Genomic DNA, 19,752 nt, shown 5'->3' on the forward strand with positions numbered 1-19,752 from the left:
AGTCTAGCTAGGCGGGTTCCAATCGGACGACGATGCCCTTGGAGGTGGGCGTATTGCTGATGTCGGCGACGCTGTCCAGGGGCACCAGCACGTTGGTCTCCGGGTAGTAGGCGGCGGCCGAACCGCGGCTGGCCGGGTAGCCGACCGCGGTGAAGCCTTCGGCGCGTCGCTCGGTGCCGTCGTGCCAGACACTCACGATGTCGACCGTGGCGCCCTCGGCGAGGCCGCGTTCGGCCAGGTCCTCGGGGTTGACCAGGACCACCCGGCGGGCGTGGTGGATGCCCCGGTAACGGTCGTTGTTCGCGTACGGGATGGTGTTCCACTGGTCGTGCGAGCGCAGCGACTGCAGCAGCAGGTAGCCCGGCGGCACGGCCAGTTCGGTGAAGTCGTTGCAGGTGAAGCGGGCCTTGCCGGTGGCGGTGCGGTAGACGCCCTCGTTGACCGGGTTGGTCAGCCGCAGCCCACCCGGTCGCGCGACGCGGGCGTTGAAGTCGGCGAAGCCGGGCACCACGCGCGCGATGCGGTCGCGGATGGTGCCGTAGTCGGCGACGAAGTCCTCCCACGGGATGGTGCCGCCGGGGCCGAGGGTGCGCCGGGCCAGTCCGGCGATGATCGCGACCTCGCTCAGCAGTCCGGGCGCGGCGGGGTCGAGACGGCCGCGGGAGGCGTGCACTTCGCTCATCGAGTCCTCGACGGTGACGAACTGCTCCCCCGTGGCCTGGATGTCGCGATCGCTGCGGCCCAGGGTGGGCAGGATCAGCGCGGTCTCGCCGCAGACGGTGTGTGAGCGGTTGAGCTTGGTGGAGATCTGCACGGTGAGCGAGCACTGCCGCAGTGCCGCCTCGGTGACCGCGCTGTCGGGGGTGGCGCGCGCGAAATTGCCCGCGACGCCGACGAAGACCTCGGCGGCACCGTCGCGCATGGCGCGGATGGCACCGACCGAATCGAGGCCGTGGGCCGAGGGCGGGGTGAAGCCGAACTCGGCGCCGAGCGCGTCGAGGAACCACTGCGGCATCCGCTCCCAGATGCCCATGGTGCGGTCGCCCTGCACATTGCTGTGCCCGCGCACCGGGCAGACCCCCGCGCCGGGACGGCCGAGATTGCCGCGCAGCAGCAGGAAGTCGACGATCTCGCGGATGGTCGGTACACCGTGTTTGTGCTGGGTGAGTCCCATCGCCCAGCACACGATGACCTTCTCACTGCCCAGCACCCGCCGGTGGACTTCCTCGATCTCCTCGCGGCGCAGACCGGTCGCACGCAGGGTCTCTTCCCAGCCGATCGTCCTGGCGTGGGCGGCGAAGTCGGCGAAACCGCTGGTGTGCGCGTCGATGAAGGCGTGGTCGAGCACGGTGCCCGGGGCCGCGTCCTCGGCGTCGAGCAGCAGCCGGTTGAGCATCTGGAACAGCGCGAGGTCGCCGCCGGGGCGGATCTGCAGGAACTGGTCGGCGATGGCGGTGCCGCGACCGATCACGCCGCGCGGCACCTGTGGGTTCTTGAAGCGCAGCAGCCCGGCCTCGGGCAGCGGGTTGACCGCGACGATCGTGCCGCCGTTGCGTTTGGTCTGTTCGAGGGCGGTGAGCATGCGCGGATGGTTGGTGCCGGGGTTCTGGCCGACGACGAAGATCAGGTCGGCCTGATAGATGTCGTCGAGCGAGACACTGCCCTTGCCGACACCGAGGGTCTCGGTCAGTGCCGACCCGCTGGACTCGTGGCACATGTTCGAGCAGTCGGGCAGGTTGTTGGTGCCGTAGGCGCGGGCGAACAGCTGCAGCAGGAACGCGGCCTCGTTGCCGACGCGGCCGGAGGTGTAGAACAGGGCCCGGTCGGGCGAGTCGAGGCCGCGCAGTTCGGCGGCGACCAGGTCGAGGGCCTCGTCCCAGCCGAGGGGTTCGTAGTGGGTGGCGCCGGGACGTTTGACCATCGGCTCGGTGAGTCTGCCCTGCTGGTTGAGCCAGTAGTCGGACATGGTGTCGAGTTCGGCGACGGGGTGGGTGGCGAAGAACTCGCGGGTCACGCGGCGGGTGGTGGCCTCGTCGGCGATGTGTTTGGCGCCGTTCTCGCAGTACTCGTTCTTGTGCCGATGTTTCGGCTCGGGCCAGGCACAGCCGGGGCAGTCGAAGCCCTCGGTCTGGTTGATGTTGAGCAGCGTCAGCGCGGTGCGGGCGGGCGAGGTCTGCGCGAGGGAGTAGTCCAGGGCGTGTACGACCCCCGGCACGCCGGCCGCCCAGGTCTTGGGTGGGGTGACCGACAGGTCGTCCCGCGGGTCCTCGATCGTGGTCATGACCGCCTCGCTTCTCGTCGGCACCTGCCCCCAGGCTCGTCGACGATCCGCACCGCTGTCAACGCGCGATCTCATACCCGGGATCGCCCGCGCGGGTGAGGACGGCGCCCGCCCCGACCCGCCACCCTGACAAGCATGACGACCCTCCCCGCCACCACGGCCCTCGCCGAGATCGCCCACCAGCTGACCGGCGCCGGTCGCGGCATCCTCGCCGCCGACGAGTCGATCGGGACCATGTCCGCCCGGCTCGAGCAGGCGGGGGTGCCCGCGAGCGAGCGGGCCCGGCGCGACTACCGCGAACTGCTGCTCACCGCCGACGGGCTGGCGCGGTGGATCAGCGGAATCATCCTGTGCGACGAGACCTTCGGCCAGACGCTCGCCGACGGGCGCGAATTCCCCGTGGCCGCCCGCGAACTCGGCATCCTGCCCGGCATCAAGGTCGACACCGGAACCACCCCGCTGCCCAACCAGGGCGGTGCCCTGATCACCGAGGGCCTCGACGGCCTGGGCGCCCGCCTCGCCTCCTATGCCGAGCGCGGCGCGGCCTTCGCCAAGTGGCGCGCGGTCTTCGACGTCGACACCGTGACCCCCACCTCCGCACGGGCCAACGGCCACGCGCTGGCCCGCTACGCCGCCCTGTGTCAGCAGCACGGGATCGTGCCGATCGTGGAGCCGGAGGTGCTGTGCACCGGTGACCACGAGCTCGCCGACGCCGAACGCGCGACCAGGCTCGCGGTGGGCGCGCTGTTCGCCGAACTCGCCGAGGCCGGGGTCGATCCGGCCGGCCTGGTGCTCAAGCCGAACTTCGTCACCCCGGGCCTGGACACCGATCCCGCACCCGCCGCCGAGGTCGCGGCCCGCACCTGCGCGGTGCTACTCGACACCGTCCCCGCGGCCGTGCCCGGCATCGCGTTCCTGTCCGGCGGGCATCCGACCGGCCGGGTCTGCGAGTACCTCGCCGCCCTCGACGCGCGCCCCGATCGGCGCTGGCCGGTGACCTTCTCCTTCGGCCGGGCCCTGGTCAGTGCCGCGCTGCGCACCTGGGCGGGGGATCCGGCCGAGGTCGGGGCGGCCCAGCTGGTCCTGCTCGACAACTGCCGCACCGCCGCCGAGTCGACCCGCTGACCCGCCGACCGGCAGTTCCACCAGCACCGTCGTCCCCCGGCCCGCCAGCGATTCCACCCGCAGCGAGGCCTCGATGATGGCGCAGCGTTCGGCGATCGAACTCAGCCCGAAGTGCTGGTCGCCGTGTGCCCTGGCGGCCCGGCGGGCGGCCGGGTCGAAGCCGATGCCGTCGTCGGAGCAGCCGAACACCACCGAATCGCCGACGCGGCGCAGCGACAGCACGATCCGTCGCGCCTGTGCGTGTTCGACGGCATTGGCGAGGGCTTCCTGCGCGATCCGGTAGAGCGCGGCGGCCGCGTGGTCGGCGAGGTCGTCGACGGCGGCGGCCGGGTCGACCAGGAACTCGATCGGCGGGGTGGCGGTGTCCTTGCTCGCGGTGCGCACCAGCGTTTCGATGGCGGCGACCAGGCCGAGATCGTCGAGGACCAGGCTGTGCAGGCCCGAGATGGCGGCCCGGGTCTGGTGGTAGGCGACATCGGCCAGTTCGCGGGCGCTCGCCAGTTCCGCGCGGGCGCGGCGCAGGGCGTCGGCCGCGGTGCCGGGCAGGTGCGCGGCGAGTTCGGTGACGGTGAGGTCGGCGGCAGAGAGGTGGAACGACATCGACGCCAGGGCGGTGGTGACGCCGTCGTGCAGGTCGAAGGCGATGCGACGCCGCTCGGCCTCCTGCGCGGAGACGGCCTGCTCGACGAGCCGGTCGCGCTCGCCGCGGTGCCGGTTGACCGTGCGCCAGAGCCGCTGCGCGTGCAACCACAGACCCAGCACCCCTGCGCACGGTTCGGCGCGTGCGAGATCGGCCGGACCGAACGGGTCGGCCGGGTCGCGGTGCAGGGCAAGCACTCCCACCACCTCGTCGGCCAGGCCGGGCAGCGGCAGGCACATGCGGGCGATCGTCTGCTCCGGCTCCAGGCCGAGGAGCTTGCGGTGCAGCAGGTTCCGGGGCGAGTCGGCGTCGAGCAGCACCGGTGCGCGGGTGCGCGCGACCAGGCCGGTCACCCCGAAGCCGACCTGGAGTCTCAGCGTGCCCGCCGAGGGATGGGGCGGCCAGAGGTCGACGACGGCGAGGTCCTGGCCGTCGACGGCGTAGAGCAGCGCGCCGTCGGCGGCGAAGGTGGCGGCGAGTTCGGCCGCCGTCGGCACGGCGCCCGCGGTCACCGGAACAGCCCCTCCCGCAGGGCCACCGCGATCGCCGCGCTGCGGTCGGAGACCCCCAGTTTGCGATACAGGCCGCGCACGTGGGTCTTGACCGTGTCCTCGCTGACGACGAGCTTGCCCGCCACCGCCCGGTTGGAATGCCCCGACACCAGCAGGCCGAGCACCTCGGATTCGCGCTGGGTCAGCCCGAGGTGCGCGCCGGACCAGAACTGCCCCGCGTCGAGCCGGGCCGCCGCCAGCGCCACCCGCCCCGCCAGCGCGGCGTCGACGACGGTCTCCCCCTCGCTGACGCGCACCAGCTGGGCGACGAGTTCGCGGCCGTCGACGCGCTTGAGGATGTAGCCCGCCGCGCCCACCCGCAGGGCCTGGTAGAGGTAGTGCTCGTCGTCGTAGACGGTGAGCAGCACGACCTTGGTGCCGGGATACTGCGTGGTGAGCTGCCTGCACAGGTCCAGGCCGCTGGCTCTGCCCAGGCGTACGTCGCAGAGCACGATGTCGGGCCGCTGTTCGGCGACGGTGCGCAGCGCGGCGGTCTCGGTGGTGGCCTGTCCGACGATGCGCACCCGGTCGGGGAAGTGGCCGAGCATCGCGTCGAGTCCGTGCAGGACCATCTCGTGATCGTCGACGAGCACAAGCCGCAACGGGGTCGCTGGCACCTCCGGCATCACCCCAGACTACGGCGGAAAACCGGTGCCGCCACCGGCATTTCGCACATCTCACCCGCACGGCCACCCGACGGGGGGACCCCGCGGGAGCCCGCGTGCGGTCCGATGGACGGACCCGACCGGAAGGTAGCGCCCATGTCGCCGTTCTCCGTCCCCCGCCCCCTCGACCCGCCCGCAGTGCAGCCCGACACCGATCAGCTCGCCGTCGACACCCTGCGGTTCCTCGCCGCCGACATGGTGGAGGCCGCCCGCTCCGGTCATCCCGGCATGCCGATGGGGGCGGCGCCGATGGCGTGGACGCTGTGGAGCAGGCACCTGCGCCACGACCCTGCCGACCCGGACTGGGCCGACCGGGACCGGTTCGTGCTCTCGGCCGGGCACGGCTCGGCACTGCTGTACGCGCTGCTGCACGTGTTCGGCTACGACCTGCCCACCGCCGAGCTGCGCCGGTTCCGGCAGCTGGGTTCGCGGACGCCGGGTCATCCGGAGTTCGGGGTGACACCCGGTGTCGAGTGCACCACCGGTCCGCTCGGGCAAGGGCTCGCGATGGCGGTGGGCATGGCGGTGGCGGAACGGATGACCCACGCGCGTTTCCCTGCCGTCACCGAGCACCGCACCTACGCGATCGTCGGGGACGGCTGCCTGATGGAAGGCGTCAGCCACGAGGCCGCGTCGCTGGCCGGGCAGCTCGGGCTGGGCCGGTTGATCGTGCTGTGGGACGACAACGCCATCACCATCGACGGCGCGGTCGACCGCGCCTGCGCCGACGACCAGCTCGCCCGCTTCGCCGCCTACGGCTGGCACACCGAGGTGGTGTCCGACGGCACCGATATCGGCGCCGTCGACGCGGCGCTGAGCCGGGCGAAAGCCGATGCGCGACCGAGCTTTCTGGCCGTGCGCACGGTGATCGGGCACGGCGCCCCGGAGGTGGCGGGCACCGCGGCCGCGCACGGATCTCCCCTCGGCGCCGATCAGCTGGCGCGCGCCAAAGCGGCTGTGGGATGGGAATATCCGCCGTTCACGGTGCCCGAGCCCGTGGCGGCCACCTGTGCCGTCCTCGCCGCGCTCGGCGCCGACGACCACGCCGACTGGACGCGCCGCTTCGCCGAGTTCGGTTCCACCGCACCCGACTCGGCGTCGGAGTTCGCGCGAGCCAGGGCGGGCGTCCTGCCCGAGGGTGTGCACGCGGCGCTGGCCAGGGTGGTGGGAGCCTCCCCGCGGGCGACCCGGCAGTCCTCCCAGGCGTGCCTGACCGCCGTGTCGGCCGTGCTGCCGGAACTGGTGGGCGGTTCGGCCGATCTCGCGGGCTCGACCGGCACCGCCTTCGGCTCGGTGCTCACCCGCGACGACTTCTCCTCCCGCGCGATCGCTTTCGGTATCCGGGAGTTCGCGATGGCGGCGGTCCTCAACGGGATCAGCCTGCACGGCGGGTTCCGGGTGTTCGGCTCGACCTTCCTGGTGTTCGCCGACTATCTGCGGCCCGCCCTGCGGTTGTCGGCGCTGATGGGGCAGCCGGTGATCTATGTGCTCACCCACGACTCGGTCGCTGTCGGCGAGGACGGCCCGACCCACCAGCCCGTCGAGCACCTCGAATCCCTCCGCCTGATCCCCGGGCTGTGGGTGCTGCGCCCCGCCGACGACGCCGAGACCGCGCTCGCCTGGGAACTCGCCCTCGCCCGCACCGACGGCCCGACCGCGCTGATCCTGTCGCGCCAGTCGCTACCGCAACTGGAACCGGCCGCGGTCGTGCGCGTGCCCGCCGACGCCCCGGACCTGCCGCCCGCCGAGTCCGCGGCTGCCGCCTTCCCCCGACCGGTACCAGCCGGTGCGCATCTGGTGGCACGGGGCAACCCGCGCCGCGCGGTCGAGATCGTGGCGACCGGGTCGGAGGTCGCCCTGGCGGCGGCGGTCGCCGAAAGCCTGCGGGCCCAGGGGTATCCGGCGCGGGCGGTGTCGGCACCGGACCGCAGCCGCTACGTCCCCGATCCGGCGGCGGTGCGTGTCAGCGTCGAGGCGGGCAGCACCGCGGGGTGGGCGGGGCTGGTCGATCTGGCGATCGGCATCGACGAGTTCGGGCACAGCGGACCCGGTCACGAGGTGCTGGCCCGGCACGGGCTCACCGCGACGGCCGTGCTCGCGCGCATCCGCGCCTACCTGGACGGTGCGCGATGACGCGGCTGACGGCGGTCGTCTTCGATGTCGACGGCACGCTGGTCGACAGCGAACGCGACGGGCACCGGGTCGCGTTCAACACCGCCTTCACCGAAGCCGGACTCCCCGACCACTGGGATGTCGAGACCTACGGGCGCCTACTGGCGATCACCGGCGGCGCGCACCGGCTCGCCCACTGGTTCGAGAACACCGGCCGCTCCCCCACCGAGTCCTGGGATCTGGCCCAGCGCCTGCACCGGCGCAAGACCGTCATCATGCGGGACATGGTGTCCGAGGGGCAGATCCAGCCCAGGCCGGGTGCCGTCGAACTGATCGACCGGTTGCGCACCGGCGGAATCCGGCTGCACGTGGCGACCACCGGCACCCGCGCCTGGGTCGCACCCCTGCTGGCGCACACCTTCGGCGCGGTGTTCGACACGATCGTCACCGGAACCGAAGTGCCCCAGCTGAAACCGCATCCCGCCGTCTACCGGGAGGTTATGGAACGAACCGGACTGCTGCCGGAACAGGCCGTGGCCGTGGAGGATTCCGCGAACGGTGTCCGGGCGGCGGTGTCGGCGGGCTTGCGCTGCGTCGCCGCGCAGAACAGTTACACCCGCACCCACGATCTGTCGGCGGCGCAGCTGGTGGCGGACGGGCTCGACGATCCCGAGCTCGTCACCTGGTTCGATCGGCTCCTGCGCGGCACGGCCCGGCCCGTACCCCGCAGCTGACACCGCACCCGGGCCGACGCCACGGTCATCCGCCGGCCAGGGAGCGCCCGGACAGCTCCGCGCAGGTCCGGGCGCTGTCGTGTTCGGCGTGATAGCGCACGATCCGCTCGACCTCCTCACGGCTACCGAACACGAACGGCACCCGCTGATGCAGGCTCGTCGGCGTGACCTCGAGGACGCGTTCGCGGCCCGTGACCGCCGCACCACCGGCCTGCTCCATCAGCAGCGCGATCGGCGCGGCTTCGTAGAGCAGCCGCAGCCGGCCCGCCTTCGCCGGGTCCTTGCTGTCGCGGGGATACAGGAACACGCCCCCGCGCGTGAGAATCCGATGGGCTTCGACCACGAGCGAGGCGACCCAGCGGGTATTGAAATCCCGTCCGCGCGGCCCGGTCACGCCCGCCACGCATTCCTCGATGTAGCGACGCACCGGCGGCTCCCAGAAGCGGTGGTTGGACCCGTTGATCGTGTACTCCGCGGTCGTCGCGGGCAACCGCAGAGCGCGGGCGGTCAACCGGAATTCGCCGGTGCCGGGGTCCAGGGTGAAGGCGTGGACGCCGGTGCCGACGGTGAGCACGAGTTGCGTCGACGGCCCGTAGAGCGCGTAGCCGGCGGCGACCTGGTCGAGGCCGGGCCGCAGGAAGTCCGCGGTGGTGGCGGCCGCGCCCGCCACGGGCGCGGGCAGGATCGAGAAGATGCTGCCCACCCCGACATTCACCGCGATGTTCGACGAGCCGTCGAGCGGGTCGAAGGCCAGCAGGTAGCGCCCACGCAGCACGCCGCGCGGGATCGGGAACAACTCGTCGAGTTCCTCCGACACCATTCCCGCCAGCCGTCCACCCGCTTCGTTGGCGCGCAGGAAGATCTCGTTGGCGACCACATCGAGCTGCTGTTGCTGCTCGCCCTGCACATTGACCGCCCCGGCGCCGCCGAGCACGCCGGTCAGCGGGGCGACCGCGACGCGGCGGGCGATGTCACGGCAGGCGCCGGCGACATCGCTGATCAGCGCGTGCAGATCACTCGTGGCCGGGTGCCCCTCGGCGGTCAGGAACTGGGCCAGCGTCGGTCGATCGGTGAACATGCCCCGAGCACACCACCGCGCCACCCGCCGGGCATCCACCTGCCGGGTGAGGCCCGGGGTGGTCCTATTCGAGCGCGTCGACCGGCCCCGGCCGCCGCTCTCGGCGTTCCCGCCGCCTGCGCAGATACCGCCGGATCCGGCTGGCGCACTGATAGACCACCCACAATCCGATCGCCAGCGACACTGCCGCGATCGCCGCCGCGAGCACCGGGAAGAACACCGCCAGCGTGAGCACCCCACCCACCCCGAGGTCCTCGGCCGTGCTCAACGCGATATTGGTGACCGGCTCCGGCGAGGTGTTCACCGCCATGCGCGTTCCCGCCTTGACGATGTGACTGGCCAGCGCCGTCGTCCCGCCCACCGCCGCGGCGAACAGGGTCGGCAGCGAATCGTCCTGCCCCGCGATGAGTGCCGCCACCACCGCCCCCGACGCGGGCCGCACCACGGTGTGCACCGCGTCCCAGAACGAATCCAGATACGGGATCTTGTCCGCCACCGCCTCGATCACGAACAACACCCCCGCCGCGATCAGCACATCGGTGCGCTGCAACCCCGGCGGCACGTCCCCCGCCCACCCGATCCGCCCGAACACCCCGAGCAGAAACACCACCGCGTACGCGTTGATCCCGCTGGCCCAGCCTGCGGTGAATATCAGAGGCAGCACCGACATCCGCCCAGCGTAGGCCCACCCACCGACACCACCCGGCCCCTCGCCCCGTGTCGCCGGTGGCGGCGCTGTCGAGCCGGGGGCGACACCCGGTGGACACCACGATCGGTCGCCGCCACCACACCGACGTGGACCGCACCGGCCAGCGCGTGCACCGCGCCGACCGGCGTGAGTCCGGCGGCGGGCGTTCCCGTTTCGGCGTCCACCCAGAGCACACCGGTGTCGAGACCGATCGCGATCCAGGCGCCGCACGGCGTGAAACACAGCGGTGCCCACCAGCTGTCGCCGGGTACGCCGACCACCTCGTCATCGACCCTCAGGTCCCACACCGGGTCGCCGGTCGCCGCGTCCCTGACCACGAGCAGACCGCGACAGCCGTTGGGCCCACTGCGCCCTTCGTCCTTCCGGGTCCACGCGGCGACGCGAGTTCCGTCCGGACCGAACACCACCGAAGGGACCAGATCGCTCAGCCCGGTCGGTGGCATGTTCCGCGCGTAGCGCTCGGTGCGGACGCCGTCCGCCCCGATGTCGATCATGCTGAGCCAGGTCGATCCCTGCATGCTGTTGCCGACGGCGAGACAACGACCGTCGGGCGAGAACCGCGGCGTGATATCCCAATCGCCGACCATGATCTCGTCATCGTCATATCGCACACCACGCGCGATATCGACGACCACCAGCTGCTCACTGCCGGTGAGCGCCAGCAGCCGACCGTCGGGCGACCACGCCGCGTGCCCCTGCACCCGGTCCGGCAGCAGCTCGGCCGGGAGTTCCTCGACGGTGCCGAGGTCGTTCCAGTCCCACAGCAGGACCGCTCCGTAGGCGTTGCCGTCGGCCACGCGATGCCGAACTGGATTCCGCCCGTCGGCCTTTCGTGGCGACGAGGACTAGTAGGTCGAGCTCTCCCGATGCCAGGGCAGGCCGGGGGCCGAGCGGGTGGCTTGTTGCCCGGGCTCGAGGTCGAGGACTTCGGTGAGGGTGGGGTCTTCGTCGATGGTGTGGTGGAGGTGGCCGATGTGGCCATCGGTGGCGGCGGAGGTGGTGCCGATGAGTTGCCAGATGCCGTCGGTGTCGTGGGAGACGAGCAGGACGGGTTCGGTGGTGGCGAAGACCTCGGGTGTCTGGATGGATCGGGTGCCGGTGAGCCAGTGGCGCATCCACCAGGCGCGGGGGTCCTGTTCGACGACGCGGTCGATGACCCACCAGATGAAGGGGAGGTCGTCGTGGGCACGGGCCTCGGCGGCGGTCAGGTCGGGGCCGCCCTGGGGGACCTGTTCGAAGGGGTCGTCGACGAGGGCGTAGGCGTAGGAGTCCTCGTGGTTGAAGACGACGGCGTGGAAGGTCGCGCCGCCGGGGTTGCCCGCGCCGATGCCCACGCTGAAGCGGGCGATGTGCGGGTCGGCGCCGGTGGTCCAGCCGAGGGCGTAGGAGGCGAGCTCGCCCTGGGGGCCGATGAACTCACCGAAGGCGCGGCGATCCATGCCGGTCGCCTCGGGCGCGAGGGTTTCGATGAGCCGACCTGGGATGACGCGTACATTCACGGGCTCAACCTAGCTCGAGCCCGGCGGTGCCCCGGGAAGTGGTGGGACGCTTCAGCGCAGTGCCGCCCGTCCGCGGATCCGCCCCAGGATCACCAGGACGATCAGTGTCACCACGACCAGGACTGTGGTTCCGGCGGCGGCGTCGAAGACCTCGCCGCGGTCGGTCTGGGCGAAGATGCCGACCGGCAGGGTCTTCCAGGTCGCGGGGTAGACCATGATGGTCGCGCCGAGTTCGCCCATGGACAGGGCGACGGCGAGTCCCGCGGCCGCACCGAGGGCGGGCAGCAGCAGTGGCAGGGTGACCTGGAACAGCACCCGGACCGGGCCCGCGCCGAGCGATTCGGCGGCCTGCCGGTAGGCGGGGTCGAGACGATCGAGGGCGGCGGAGACGGCGCTGAAGGCATAGGCCAGGACCAGGACGCTGTGGGCCAGGATGACGATCCATTTGGTGCCGCCGAGCAGCAGCGGGCGCTCGTTGAAGGCGATGAGGACGCCGAGTCCCAGCGCCACCGAGGGCACAGCCACCGGCAGATGGAAGACCGCGTCGGTGAGCCGGCGCAGCCAGTGGGGTGCTTCCCGGGAGGCCAGCGCGGCCCAGGTGCCCAGGACCAGCGAGACCGCTCCGGCGAGCAGCGCGGTCTGCAGGCTCACCGACAGACTCGCGGCCTGCTCGCCGCTGAGCGCGGCACCGAGGCGGGCGACGCCGAGATCCGACGGCAGCGGGCCGGTCCAACCGCCTGCCAGCGCGGCGGCCACCACGGTGGCGATCGGGGCGACGAACACCACCGCGACGACCATCCCGAACACGCCGAGTACCAGCGCTTTTCCGCGTGGAGTCCAGACGAGCACGATCAGTCCCCCTTCGGGCGGGCGGTGAACCGGGCGAAGACGAACCGGTAGGCGAGATAGAGGCCGAGCGAGAGCAGCACCTGGACCGAAGCCAGCACCGCGGCGCCGGGCAGGTCGAAGGTGACGATGCCGCGGGTGTAGATGAGGGCGGGCAGTGTGAGCACGCCCTTGGCGCCGGTGAACAGGACGATGCCGAACTCGTTGAGCGTCAGCAGCAGCACCAGGCTGCCGCCCGCCGCCAGCGCGGGCCACGCCTCGGGCAGCACCACCCGGCGCAGCACCCGCCACGGTGACGCGCCGAGGCTGGCGGCCACGTCGAGCTGTTCGCGCGGGAGCTGGGCGAACGCGGCGAGCAGCGGTCGCACCACGAAGGGGGTGAAGTAGGTGATCTCGGCCAGGATCACCCCGAGCGGGGTGGTGAGGAAGTCGACGACCGGTTGCGTCGCGCCGGTCAGCTCGGCCAGCAGTGCGTTCACCGCACCCGCCGTGCCGTAGAGGAAGGTGAAGGCGAGGGTGATCAGGAACGACGGCAAGGTGAGGATGGTGTCGATCAGCCGCCCGACCACGCCGGAGCCGGGGAACGGCACGAAGGCCAGCACCACCGCGAGGAAAGTGCCCAACACCAGGCAGCCCAGGGTCGAGCAGACGGCGACGGACACGGTGCGCCACAACGCTTCCCGGAACACCGCGGACCCCAGGACCGAGGTCCACACTCCGGTCCCTCGGCCGGTCGGTGTCTCCACCGATTCGGTCAGCACCCGCAGAATCGGATAGCCCGCGATGCCGAGCACCACGAGCACCGGCGGCAGCGTCCACACGATGGGCACCCACTTGCGCGGCGCTACAGGAGGTTTCGCGGCGGGCACGGAGCGATCGAGAACGGGCGCGCTCACCGCCCCGCCCCCGCCGCATCACTCGCGTCGCCGAGCGGACGCGGAATGAGCACACCGGCCGGGTCCGGTAGCCGCACACCGACGATCGCGCCGGACTCGCCGGTGAATTGTCCCGGTACGTCGGCGGCGAGGTTCTCCGGCAGCCCGTCGACGGCCAGTTCGACCCGGGTCGAGGCCCCGCGCCAGACCGCGTTCAGCACGGTGGCGCGCAGGGCCTCGTGATCACCGGGCTTGCCGAGGGTGACCGTGTGCGGCCGGATACACAGCAGCGCTTCGTCCTCCGGTGCCCAGGCGGCGCGGCCGACCCCGGGCGCCGGGGCCTGCGCGCGCAGAGTGTTGCCGCCGGCGCTGACCAGCGCCGCCGTCCCGGAGACATGGTTGACGGTGCACGACACCAGATTCGCGCCGCCCAGGAATCCCGCGGTGAAATCGGTGGGTGGGCGCTGCCAGAGGCTCTCGGCGGTGTCGATGTCGACGAGACGGGCCTCGCGCATCACCGCGATCCGGTCGGCCAGGGCCAGCGCCTCGGACTGATCGTGGGTGACATACAGCATGGCCGTGTCGGGCAGGGCCCGGCGCAACTGCTGGAGCTCACCGAGCATGGTGTGCCGCAATTGCGCGTCGAGCGCGGCCAGCGGTTCGTCCAGCAGCAGCACCGGTGGCCGGATCGCCAGGGCGCGGGCGATGGCCACCCGCTGCTGCTGACCACCGGACAACTCGCGCGGCAACCGCTTCGCATAGCCTGCCATCCCGACCATCTCCAGCGCCTCGGTGACCCGCGCGCCGAGCTCCGCGCGTGGCACCCGGTGCGATTTCAGCCCGAAGGCGACATTGCCGTGCACGCTCAGATGCGGGAACAGCGCGTAGGACTGGACCACCACACCGATCCCGCGGCGTGCGGGCGAGAGATCGGTGACATCGCGCCCGGCCAGCCGCACCGCGCCCGAGGTGGGCCGGACGAAACCGGCCAGCGCCTTGAGCGCGGTCGACTTGCCCGACCCACTCGGGCCCAGCAGCGCGACGGTCTCGCCGACGGCGACGCGCAGGGTGAAATCGGCCAGCGCGGTCGTGGCCTTGCGGCCCCGGCCGTAGCGGACACCGACCCGGTCGAACACGATCGCCGGTTCGGACACCGCCACGGCAGCGGTCGTGGACTTCGTACGGAGGTCACCGTCGGACATCGTCAACTCCTCGACAGCACAGCCGGATTCAGCTACCGGTCGCCTTCTGGTACGCCGCGAGATCGGCGTCCAGCTCGGCGAGGACCTTGTCCCAGTCGACCGCGACCACCTCGACCCCGCGCAGCGCGGCGGCCGGACCACCCTCGGCGGGCGCGGCCACATCGGTGCGCGGCGACACGGCGAACGCCTCGGGGCCGAGCTTGCTCTGGGCCTCGGGGGCGAGCAGGAAACGCATGAGTTCGGTGGCGTCGGCCTGGTGCGGAGCGCCCTTGGCCAGGCCCATCACGTACGGCACCGGCACGGTGGAGCGCTTGCCGTCGGCGGCGGGGAAGAACACGTCGAACTTCGAGCCTTTCTCCTGGACGGTGGTGAGGTTCATCTGCACGTCGCCGTTGGCGATCAGCAGTTCGCCCTTGTCGACCTTGGCCTGCAACTTGCCGGTCGAGGACGACGGGCCGACATTGTTGGCCTGCAGGGCCGCCAGGTAGTCGAGCGCGCCCTGCTTGCCGCGCAACTGCTGCAGCAGCACCAGCACCGCGGTCCCGTCACCGGCCTGGCCGGGGGTGGAGTACTGCAGCTTGCCCTTGTATTCCGGCTTCAGCAGGTCGTCCCAGGTGAGGGCGCGCGAATCGACGGCGGGGTTGGCGATGAAGCACAGGTAGTTGTTGGCGAGGGTGACGTAGTGGCCGTCGGGGTCCTTGTCGGCGGCGGGCACGGCGGCGGTGTCGATCCCGCTGGGCTGCAACAGGCCCGCCTGCTCGGCCTTCTGGATGAACGGCGGCAGGGTGACGACCACGTCGGCCTGCGGATTGGACTGTTCCTTGTCCACCCGGTTCACCACCTCGCCGGACCCGGCCTCCACCAGGTTCACCGCGATCCCGGTCTGCGCGGTGAACTCGGCGAAGCGGTTCTTGTACCAGCCGCCGACGCCGTCGGCGGAGTAGACGGTGACGGTCCGGCCGTCCGCGGATTCGGTGCCGGTGCCACCGCAGGCCGCAGTGAACGCGACCGCGGTGACCCCGGCCAGCAGCAGGGCGACGCGGCGGCGCGCGGTGAGGGAAGTACGCACGATGACGACAACTTTCGATTCGAGGGGAGATCGCAGGAGGACAGTTCAGGCGGAGATCAGCGCGGGGAACTCGGCGACGGAGCCGATGACGTGGGTGGCACCGGCCGCGCGCAGCTGCGCTTCGGTGTGCGCGCCGGTCAGCGTGCCCGCCACGATCCCGGCGCCCGCGGCGAGACCGGTGGCGATATCGCTGGTGGTGTCACCCAGCACGGCGATCCGCGCGACCGCGTCGACGCCGAGGCGCAGCGCGGCGGTGAGGACCAGATCCGGGTGGGGGCGGCCGCGGCCCGCGTCCGAGGGCGCGAGGGTGAGGTCGGCGAGGCCGGTCCAGCCGAGGGCGGACAGCAGCGCGTCCTGGGTACCGCGGCTGAATCCGGTGGTCAGGGCGACGCGCACGCCCGCGTCCCGCAGCGCCGTGATCGCCTCGGCCGCACCGGGGATCGGCGCGATGCCGGTGTCGGTGATCAGCGCGTCGTAGGCGGTTTCGAAGGCGCGGTCGGCGGCCAGGGCGGCGTCCTCGTCGCCGAGCAGCGCGCGGAACACCGCGATCTTGGACTGGCCCATGGTGTCGAGTACATAGCGGCGGGCCTGCTCCCGGCGGGGCCCTTCGGTCTCGATCCCGGCGGCGGTCGCGGCCTGTTCGAAGGCGCGCAGCACGAGTCCGTCGTCGGCGACGGTGGTGCCCGCCATGTCGAGTACGGCCAGCTGAATCCGGTTGTCCGGCATGGTGTTCCTCACAATCCGATCTTCTCGGCGGTCTGTTCGCCGAGGGCGGGGCCCAGGGTCATGCCGCGGCCGCCCGGGCCGGTGACGACCCAGACGTTGGCACCGGCACGTACCCGGGTGACCAGGGCGCCGGGCTCGGCGCTCTGGCTGTAGACACCGGCCCAGCGCCGCACGATCGGCGGCAGCGCACGACCCAGCAGCGCCTCGGTGACCTCGGTGAGGTGCTCGTAGGGCGCCTCGTCGACGTCGAAGGCGAACGGCTCGGTGTATTCGTGGGTGTCGCCGATGGTCAGGCCGCCGTGCAGGCGCTGTACGCACAGCAGCTGCATCTTGTGTTCGGCGGCGGTGGCGGTCTGCGACTGCTCGGCGGTCAGCGAATCCACCTGCGGCCCGGCGAATCCCGGGTAGTAGCGGAAGCTGTCGCCGTCGGCGATCGCGGTGGTGAGGGGTTCGCCGAGCGGAGCGGTCTGCATCATCTGCAGGCGGACGCGCCGCACCGGGAGCTCACCGGCGAGTTCGCGGGTGAGGCCGGAATGGGCGGCGCCGGGGCAGTGCACCACCAGGTCGCCCTCGTGACGGCGGCCGTGATCGTCGAGAACCGTGGCGCCGGCGGCGGTGTCGAGTACCGAGCGTGCCTCGGTGCCCTCGTGGAAGGTGTAGCGGCCGGTCGCGGCCATGTGGGCACGCAGGGCGGGCAGTGCCTGGCGTGACTCGACGATGGCGTCGGCCGAACAGTGCAGCCCGGCGAGGAAGTCACCGCGCAGTGCCGGATTGAGCGCGCGCACCCGGGCCGGGTCGAGCAGCGTGAAACCCCGCGCCGCCGCGGTCGGTCCCGTGGCGGCGGCTTCGGCGACCGCGAGTTCGGCCTGCGTCCGGACGAGGGTGATCGAGCCCGCGGGGCGGAAGCCGACACCGGCGACGCGGCCACCGATCTCGGCCCACAGTTCCCGCGAGCGCAGCGTCAGCGCCAGTTCGTCCGCCGAACGCCCGGAGACCCAGACCAGACCGAAGTTGCGGACCGTCGCCCCGCGCGCTTCCCGCTCGCGTTCGAGCTGAACGACCGTGTGGCCGCGGGTGATCGCCGCCCAGGCGTGCGCGGTGCCGAGAATCCCGCCACCGATGATGACCAATCGCATGCCGACGATGGTGGCAAATGGTCTAGACCGATAGGTGTGGGCCGCGGGAACGCTGGGTTAACTTTTGGTATAGACCAATCCGGGTAGGCTGGCGGCATGGCAGCCCCGCACACCACGCGCGTCCCCAAGGTGTTCCTGGTCCGCACCGAGATCGACGCCATCCTGGCCGATCTCGCCGAGGGCGACCCGGTACCCGCCGAACGCGAGCTGGCCACCCGCTTCGGTGTCGCGCGCGAAACCGTGCGTCAGGCTCTGCGAGAACTGCTGGTGGAGGGCAGGATCCGGCGCCAGGGCCGGGGCACCGTGGTGTCGCGGCCCAAGCTCGCGCAGCCGCTGTCGCTGCGCTCCTACACCGAGGGCGCGATCAGCCTCGGCCGCACCCCCGGCCGCATCCTGGTCGCGTGGGAGAACATCCCCGCCGACGCGGCGACCGCGGCCGACCTCGAGCTGGCACCCGGCACCGAGGTGATGCACCTGGAACGGGTCCTGCTCGCCGACGGCGAACGCATCGGCCTGGAGAGCACCTACCTGCCACTGCACCGCTTCGCCGGACTGCGGGACAGTTACGACCCGACGACCTCGCTCTACGCAGCGATCCGCGCGACCGGCATCGAACTCGCCGGTGCGCGCGAACGCATCGAGACCGTCCTGGCCGCACCCAGGGAGGCGGGGCTGCTCGACTGCACCACAGCCCTGCCGATGTTGCTGCTGCACCGGCGCAGTGTCGACGCCGACGGCGCACCCGTCGAACGAGTGCGCTCGCTCTATCGCGGCGACAGGGTCGCCTTCGAAGCGCGGCTCACGCCCGAGCCCGGCTGATCCTGCGTCACTGCTCGGGCAAGCGCCGCCTGCCGCCGGTGACATCGGTGACCAGGTCGGTGTACCCGTCGACGAGTTCGGCCAGGTGGTACCAGTGCTTGTGCGTGCTGTCGCTGCGCGCCCCGTCGAGGTCGATGGCCTGGTTGGCATCCACCCAGCTGCGCGCCATCCGGTCCACGACGGCACCGAGGCTCTCGGTGTGCAGCGAGGCACCGTTGCGGTGCAGCGGCATCTCCGAGACGATCCAGTCGTTGATATCGTCGACGAGTTCACCTCGCCTGCAATCGATTTCCGCGATCAGCGCGGCGTCACGCACCTGTGCCCGCCGCTCGTGCAGTTCGGCCAGCGCGTGCGCCGAACGCAACAATTCCCGATCCTGAAAACGCCGACCCTGGAATGCGCACAACAATTGCGGCGCGGTCGGAAGTACCCCCATCACCGGCGTGCTCATCGCAACGCCCCGAATTCACCCGACACCCAAGATTTGTGTACCAACATGATTGGCTCTCGATTCGGTTATCCCGGTCTTCTGTTCGGATTGCTCGCAACCAGGCTAACTGGATCATGCTCGCTCACAAGCGGAAACGCAAGATTGCGTTGTCACTCCTGCGGTAAAGCCTCCCTGACAGAACCGGCGGTCACATCCGCAGTGCCACAGCGGGTTCCGGCGTGTCGCGCGACGCGCTGACCACCATCGATCCCGGTATGCCCGCTGTCTTCGCCGATCGCGTGACATCGGGGCGCCCCGGCGCAATAATGCGATTCACCAAGCGCGCCACCGGCGAAGGGGAACCAATGGCAGGCAAGCGCACGACACTGACCGTCAGGCTACGCAGGCTCGCCGCCATGCTGCGCGAGTTACGCGAAAGCGCAGGCCTCAGCAAAGAAGACGTCAGCGCACGCACCGGCATCAACGTGACCACGCTGTACCGCATCGAAATGGCGCAGGCCAGGCCGCAGCGCCGCACGCTCAGCGCCATGCTCGACCTGTACCAGGTCACCGACAAGATCCGCGACGAGGCACTGAATCTGCTCTCCGACGCACTCAAACCGGGGATGTCACACGCCTACGAGGGCGCGCTGTCCGATGTCTATGCCACTTACATCAATTTCGAGGCGGAGGCGCTGTCGGCCAGGCAGTACCAGACATCGACGGTGCCCGGCCTGCTGCAGACCTTCGACTACGCCGCGGCCGTCATCGACACCTCCATGCCGCGCCTTGACGCGGCGGTGATGGAGAGCAGGGCGCAGGCGCGGATGGATCGCGCGGTCAACCTGACGAAGGAGGACCCGCTCGAGCTGTGGGTCGTGATGGACGAGGCGGCCATCCGCAGGGTCGTCGGCGGCCCCGCGACAATGGTCGGCCAGCTCGACCGGCTGCTCGACGAGACCAAGCGCAAGAACGTGATCCTGCAGGTACTGCCCTTCGACGCGGGCGCGCATCCCGGGATGGCCGGTTCGTTCACGCTGCTCGACTTCCGCAATCCGGTCGACCCCGAACTGGTGTACGTGGAGAGCATGTCGGTGCACGACCTGGTCGAGGGACATTCCGAGATCCGCCGCTTCGGCGTGATCTTCGATCAGCTGCGGGCCATGGCGTTGAGCCCTCGGGACTCGGCGGCGCTCATCGCGCGGGCGCGCGACGACCTCGCGAAGTCGATTTCCGACCGCTGAGCCGTTCCTGC

18 protein-coding genes and 1 pseudogene are annotated in these 19,752 nt (G+C 71.3%); 5 read left to right on the forward strand and 14 right to left on the reverse strand.

Annotated elements, in window-relative coordinates:
* Positions 1-7 precede the first annotated feature (7 nt).
* Complete coding sequence (locus tag ACFC06_RS08825; protein WP_375929200.1) at positions 8-2,281, reverse strand: FdhF/YdeP family oxidoreductase; 2,274 nt, start codon at positions 2,279-2,281, stop codon at positions 8-10.
* A gap of 135 nt (positions 2,282-2,416) precedes the next feature.
* Between ACFC06_RS08825 and ACFC06_RS08830 the strand changes: the two genes are divergently transcribed.
* Positions 2,417-3,406 carry a class I fructose-bisphosphate aldolase gene (locus ACFC06_RS08830; protein ID WP_375929201.1) on the forward strand — a complete coding sequence of 330 codons (990 nt, stop codon included), beginning with the start codon at positions 2,417-2,419 and terminating at the stop codon, positions 3,404-3,406.
* A gap of 18 nt (positions 3,407-3,424) precedes the next feature.
* Here the strand turns inward: ACFC06_RS08830 and ACFC06_RS08835 are convergent.
* Positions 3,425-4,558 (reverse strand): annotated as a pseudogene (locus tag ACFC06_RS08835) (GAF domain-containing sensor histidine kinase); the annotation flags it as partial.
* Complete coding sequence (locus ACFC06_RS08840; RefSeq protein WP_375929202.1) at positions 4,555-5,223, reverse strand: response regulator; 669 nt, start codon at positions 5,221-5,223, stop codon at positions 4,555-4,557. The gene ACFC06_RS08840 and the pseudogene ACFC06_RS08835, both read right to left, overlap by 4 nt.
* Before the next feature lie 135 nt (positions 5,224-5,358).
* Here ACFC06_RS08840 and tkt point away from each other — a divergent pair, with 135 nt between their 5' ends.
* On the forward strand, positions 5,359-7,395 hold the full coding sequence (tkt, locus tag ACFC06_RS08845; protein ID WP_375929203.1) for a transketolase: 2,037 nt from the start codon (positions 5,359-5,361) through the stop codon (positions 7,393-7,395).
* On the forward strand, positions 7,392-8,108 hold the full coding sequence (locus tag ACFC06_RS08850; protein WP_375929204.1) for an HAD-IA family hydrolase: 717 nt from the start codon (positions 7,392-7,394) through the stop codon (positions 8,106-8,108). Before tkt ends, ACFC06_RS08850 begins: the two co-directional genes overlap by 4 nt.
* A gap of 25 nt (positions 8,109-8,133) precedes the next feature.
* On the opposite strand, the gene ACFC06_RS08855 is transcribed toward ACFC06_RS08850, so the two are convergent.
* From ACFC06_RS08855 to ACFC06_RS08900, 10 genes are all read right to left on the reverse strand, one after another.
* Complete coding sequence (locus ACFC06_RS08855) at positions 8,134-9,186, reverse strand: class 1 fructose-bisphosphatase (protein ID WP_375929205.1); 1,053 nt, start codon at positions 9,184-9,186, stop codon at positions 8,134-8,136.
* 64 nt (positions 9,187-9,250) lie between these two features.
* Positions 9,251-9,856 (reverse strand): DUF4126 domain-containing protein, encoded by a 606-nt coding sequence (locus tag ACFC06_RS08860; protein ID WP_375929206.1) that lies wholly within the window; start codon positions 9,854-9,856, stop codon positions 9,251-9,253.
* Positions 9,838-10,692, reverse strand: a complete 855-nt coding sequence (locus ACFC06_RS08865; RefSeq protein WP_375929207.1) for a TolB family protein — start codon at positions 10,690-10,692, stop codon at positions 9,838-9,840. The genes ACFC06_RS08860 and ACFC06_RS08865 overlap by 19 nt, the downstream gene beginning before the upstream one ends.
* 48 nt (positions 10,693-10,740) lie before the next feature.
* Entirely contained in the window at positions 10,741-11,394 is a 654-nt protein-coding gene (locus tag ACFC06_RS08870; RefSeq protein ID WP_375929208.1) for a hypothetical protein, read from the reverse strand.
* A 51-nt stretch (positions 11,395-11,445) separates the two neighbouring features.
* The gene (locus ACFC06_RS08875; protein WP_375929209.1) at positions 11,446-12,243 is read right to left on the reverse strand and encodes an ABC transporter permease; all 798 of its coding nucleotides are present in this window, start codon (positions 12,241-12,243) and stop codon (positions 11,446-11,448) included.
* A gap of 2 nt (positions 12,244-12,245) precedes the next feature.
* On the reverse strand, positions 12,246-13,136 hold the full coding sequence (locus ACFC06_RS08880) for a 2-aminoethylphosphonate ABC transporter permease subunit (RefSeq protein ID WP_375929210.1): 891 nt from the start codon (positions 13,134-13,136) through the stop codon (positions 12,246-12,248).
* On the reverse strand, positions 13,133-14,317 hold the full coding sequence (locus tag ACFC06_RS08885) for an ABC transporter ATP-binding protein (RefSeq protein ID WP_375929211.1): 1,185 nt from the start codon (positions 14,315-14,317) through the stop codon (positions 13,133-13,135). Before ACFC06_RS08885 ends, ACFC06_RS08880 begins: the two co-directional genes overlap by 4 nt.
* A gap of 28 nt (positions 14,318-14,345) precedes the next feature.
* Entirely contained in the window at positions 14,346-15,386 is a 1,041-nt protein-coding gene (locus ACFC06_RS08890) for a 2-aminoethylphosphonate ABC transporter substrate-binding protein (protein WP_375929212.1), read from the reverse strand.
* A 45-nt stretch (positions 15,387-15,431) separates the two neighbouring features.
* Positions 15,432-16,112, reverse strand: a complete 681-nt coding sequence (locus ACFC06_RS08895; protein WP_375935330.1) for a phosphonatase-like hydrolase — start codon at positions 16,110-16,112, stop codon at positions 15,432-15,434.
* An 8-nt stretch (positions 16,113-16,120) separates the two neighbouring features.
* Positions 16,121-17,248: a TIGR03364 family FAD-dependent oxidoreductase gene (locus ACFC06_RS08900; RefSeq protein WP_375929213.1), complete on the reverse strand. Its 1,128-nt coding sequence runs from the start codon at positions 17,246-17,248 to the stop codon at positions 16,121-16,123.
* Between the two features lie 96 nt (positions 17,249-17,344).
* On the opposite strand from ACFC06_RS08900, the gene ACFC06_RS08905 reads away from it, so the two are divergent.
* Positions 17,345-18,067, forward strand: a complete 723-nt coding sequence (locus tag ACFC06_RS08905) for a GntR family transcriptional regulator (protein WP_375929214.1) — start codon at positions 17,345-17,347, stop codon at positions 18,065-18,067.
* Positions 18,068-18,074: 7 nt separating this feature from the next.
* Here ACFC06_RS08905 and ACFC06_RS08910 read toward each other — a convergent pair whose 3' ends face one another.
* Complete coding sequence (locus tag ACFC06_RS08910) at positions 18,075-18,434, reverse strand: DUF4254 domain-containing protein (protein ID WP_375929215.1); 360 nt, start codon at positions 18,432-18,434, stop codon at positions 18,075-18,077.
* A 302-nt stretch (positions 18,435-18,736) separates the two neighbouring features.
* Between ACFC06_RS08910 and ACFC06_RS08915 the strand changes: the two genes are divergently transcribed.
* Positions 18,737-19,741 (forward strand): helix-turn-helix transcriptional regulator, encoded by a 1,005-nt coding sequence (locus tag ACFC06_RS08915; RefSeq protein ID WP_375929216.1) that lies wholly within the window; start codon positions 18,737-18,739, stop codon positions 19,739-19,741.
* The last annotated feature ends 11 nt before the right edge of the window (positions 19,742-19,752 follow it).

This window comes from Nocardia sp. NPDC056064 (genome assembly GCF_042266925.1).
Classification (GTDB): domain Bacteria; phylum Actinomycetota; class Actinomycetes; order Mycobacteriales; family Mycobacteriaceae; genus Nocardia.